Genomic DNA, 2,913 nt, shown 5'->3' with positions numbered 1-2,913 from the left:
CGGCAGTGCCGACTGCGCCGACGCGGCCACCGGCAGCAGCGGGCCTACGGCCAGCAGGCCGCCGGCGAGCAGGCCGGCGCAGGACAGGGTCGCCAGCCGGCGCACCGAGGAGGGGAACGGGACGAGACGGGGACGACGCATGCGGCGGCTCCTGGACCGGGATCGGCCGGGACGGCGGCGCGTCCCGGTTGCGAGGCGGGCCGGACGCTAGGCACGAATTGCGACCCCGATGCGGCCGGCCGGCGCGACGGTGCGGCGAGGTTTTCGCGGCCGCGTCTTGCCGCGATGACGTGATCAGCTAGATGGAGATCCGTGCGAGTCGCGGAGCCCCCGTTCCGTGTCGCCTGCGAGAGGTTGCCCGCATGCCGTCCTTCTTCGCCTCGCCTTACGTGCTGCCGATCGTCCTGCTGGTCGCCTCCAACCTGTTCATGACGACGGCGTGGTACTGGCACCTGCGCTTCAAGGAGGTGGCGCTGTGGCAGGTGGTGCTGATCTCGTGGGGGCTGGCCTTCGTCGAGTACTGCCTGGCCGTGCCGGCCAATCGCTGGGGCGCCACCGTCTACGCGCCGGCCCAGCTCAAGACCATCCAGGAGGTGGTGACGCTGGTGATCTTCGCCCTGTTCTCGTGGCTCTACCTGAACCAGCCGCTCTCGTGGAACCACGCCGTCGGCTTCGCCTTCGTGGCGGTGGGCGCGTTCTTCATCTTCCACAAGTGGTGAGGCGCGGCCCGCTCTCAGTCGCGCGAGCGGAGCTGGGCGCCGACGCCGGTGATCAGCACGGTGAGGCCGCCGACCGCGACCAGCCCGAGGCTCACCAGGCCGGCGATCGGCAGGCCGCCGCCGGACCCCGAGGCGGGATCGAGCGACGCCGCCTCGGCGATCTGCAGCGTGACGGCCATGATCAGCACGGCGATCGACACGACGAGCGCGCCCGTGGCGACGAGCTGCGCCACCAGGGCGGCGCGCCAGCGCGGAAAGCGGGGATGACGGGCGTCGTCGAAACCGTAGTGATGGATCGAAGGTGAGGTCATGATCTGCCGTCTGGTTGCCCGGATCGACTACCGGACGATCGGGGCAGGCGTTCGGCCCCGATCGGGCAAAGGCGAGGCATCGTCTTAACAGGCGGTTAACGCAGACCGTCCGGGGGCCGCGGGACGGGGGACGGGGGATGCGGCCGTCCGCTCGTAATTTTGCCGCGCTTTGGCTTTTCTTGCGGGGTGGGGCGTTTCGAGTCGGGAACCGGAGACGATGACGGAGACGGGGAAGCTGGCGTCGATGTCGGCGCTGCTGCTCGCGCTGGTAGCGGGCACGGGCGGCGGAGCGGCGGCGGCCGAGACCAACGGGCTGATCGGCCGGTGGTCCATCGTCGAGGCCGTGCCGGGCCCGTGGGTGCGCAGCAAGGAGCGCAACGCCCTCAACGAGCACGGCCGGCGCCTGGTCGACACCGAGATCGTGTTCGAGGCCGGCGCCATCGTCTCGAAGAACCAGGGGCTCGCCTGCAAGCGCGCCATGTACCAGACCGGCACCTACCCGACCGACGCGCTGTTTCGCGGCTCGCTGCCCGACGGCAGCCAGGACCGCATCGCCCGCGAGCTCGGCCTGACGCGGAGCAGCGGCGACGTGCCGAGCGTCGATGTCGACTGCGGCGGCGGCCATTTCACCTACCACCTGCGCGACCGCAACACCGCCCTGTTCGCCTGGGACGACGTCATCTACACGCTCAAGCGGCGGTAGGCGCCCGGGCGGCGTCGCGCCGCCTCACAGCATCTCCGGGCGGAAGCGGCGGCGCCATTGGCGGGTGGTCTCGCCGGCGATCATGAACGCGCCGTCGCCGCGATAGTGCAGGGTGCGCGGCGAGGTCTTGATCGCGGCCGGTGCGGCGTGGGCCTTCACCACCTCGAAGACGAACAGGCTGTAGGTGTCGATCAGGCTGGCGTCGACCAGACGGCACTCGAAATTCGCCACGCATTCGGCGATCAGCGGGGCCGACACCATGACGCCGGGCTGCGGCGTCAGGCCGAACTTGTCGAACTTGTCGGTGTCGCGGCCCGAGCAGTTGCCGATGTCCACCACGGTCTCGGCGAGCTCGACGGTCGGCACGTTGACGACGCACACCTTGCTCTTGCGGATCAGCGCGTGGGAGTGGTTGGCGTTCCAGATGTAGCAGCCGATCAGCGCCGGCTCGAAGCCCATCACCATGTGCCAGCCCATCGTCATGATGTCGGTCTCGCCCTGGTACGACGAGCTGACCAGCACGATCGGCCCGGGTTCCAGAAACCGCCGCACGTCCTCGACCGGAAAGTCGACCTTCTTCACCGGCCGCGGCCCGGCGACGGATTTGCTTTTCACGGTGGGCCGGGCTTTCGCGGCGGGCCTGGCTTTCGCCGCAGGCTTGGTTTTCGCCGCGGACTTCGCTTTGGGCGCGGGCTTTGTCTTCGGCGTGGGCTTGGTCTTTGCCGCGGGCTTGGCCTTCGGCGTAGGCTTGGCTTTCGGGCTGGCCTTGGCCTTCGCGGCGCGCTTGGTCGTGGCGGGTGTCATGGAGGGCTCCGGGCGGCTGCGGCCGGCCGCGTGGCGCGGCGCGGACGGCCGGCATCATAGCCGAGCCGGGCTCCGATCGTCCGCTCCTCCACAGTTCCGTTTGGCGCCGCGCCCGCGTCTCGCTATAGTCCGCGCCGCGCGCCGGTGTGGCGGAATTGGTAGACGCGCACGACTCAAAATCGTGTTCCGCAAGGAGTGTCGGTTCGATCCCGACCACCGGCACCACCGACCACCGATATTCCCGCCACGACCTCGAGAAGCGACGGCTCGATTAGGCCGGCGCGATCTCGGTGTGCATCACGGTCGGGACGCGCGCAGCCGCGCGGTCCATGATCCCTGGTCGGGAAATGTCGGCGAACGATGACATTCCTAATTG

General features: G+C 69.6%; 4 protein-coding genes and 1 tRNA gene. 3 read left to right on the top strand and 2 right to left on the bottom strand.

Annotated elements, in window-relative coordinates; translation table 11 throughout:
- The first annotated feature begins 362 nt into the window (after nucleotides 1-362).
- On the top strand, nucleotides 363-719 hold the full coding sequence (locus CH341_RS30220; RefSeq protein ID WP_111423192.1) for a DMT family protein: 357 nt from the start codon (nucleotides 363-365) through the stop codon (nucleotides 717-719).
- A 14-nt stretch (nucleotides 720-733) separates the two neighbouring features.
- On the opposite strand, the gene CH341_RS30215 is transcribed toward CH341_RS30220, so the two are convergent.
- Nucleotides 734-1,030 (bottom strand): hypothetical protein, encoded by a 297-nt coding sequence (locus CH341_RS30215; RefSeq protein ID WP_111423190.1) that lies wholly within the window; start codon nucleotides 1,028-1,030, stop codon nucleotides 734-736.
- Nucleotides 1,031-1,247: 217 nt separating this feature from the next.
- Here CH341_RS30215 and CH341_RS30210 point away from each other — a divergent pair, with 217 nt between their 5' ends.
- Entirely contained in the window at nucleotides 1,248-1,733 is a 486-nt protein-coding gene (locus CH341_RS30210; protein WP_111423188.1) for a hypothetical protein, read from the top strand.
- Between the two features lie 24 nt (nucleotides 1,734-1,757).
- On the opposite strand, the gene CH341_RS30205 is transcribed toward CH341_RS30210, so the two are convergent.
- A complete protein-coding gene (locus tag CH341_RS30205; protein WP_170149870.1) occupies nucleotides 1,758-2,348 on the bottom strand; it encodes a flavin reductase family protein in 591 nt (196 codons plus the stop codon).
- A gap of 329 nt (nucleotides 2,349-2,677) precedes the next feature.
- On the opposite strand from CH341_RS30205, the gene CH341_RS30200 reads away from it, so the two are divergent.
- Nucleotides 2,678-2,762 (top strand) — tRNA-Leu (locus CH341_RS30200).
- Nucleotides 2,763-2,913 lie beyond the last annotated feature (151 nt).

This window comes from Rhodoplanes roseus, assembly GCF_003258865.1.
Lineage (GTDB): Bacteria > Pseudomonadota > Alphaproteobacteria > Rhizobiales > Xanthobacteraceae > Rhodoplanes > Rhodoplanes roseus.
Note: the sequence above shows the minus strand (reverse complement) of the source record. Positions and strands in the feature narration are given on the sequence as shown.

What these genes read in the sequence shown, in the direction of transcription:
- CH341_RS30220 (WP_111423192.1), top strand. Translation starts at nt 363, where the DNA reads ATGCCGTCCTTCTTCGCCTCGCCTTACGTGCTGCCGATCGTCCTGCTG.
- CH341_RS30210 (WP_111423188.1), top strand. Translation starts at nt 1,248, where the DNA reads ATGACGGAGACGGGGAAGCTGGCGTCGATGTCGGCGCTGCTGCTCGCG.
- CH341_RS30215 (WP_111423190.1), bottom strand. Translation starts at nt 1,030, where the DNA reads ATGACCTCACCTTCGATCCATCACTACGGTTTCGACGACGCCCGTCAT.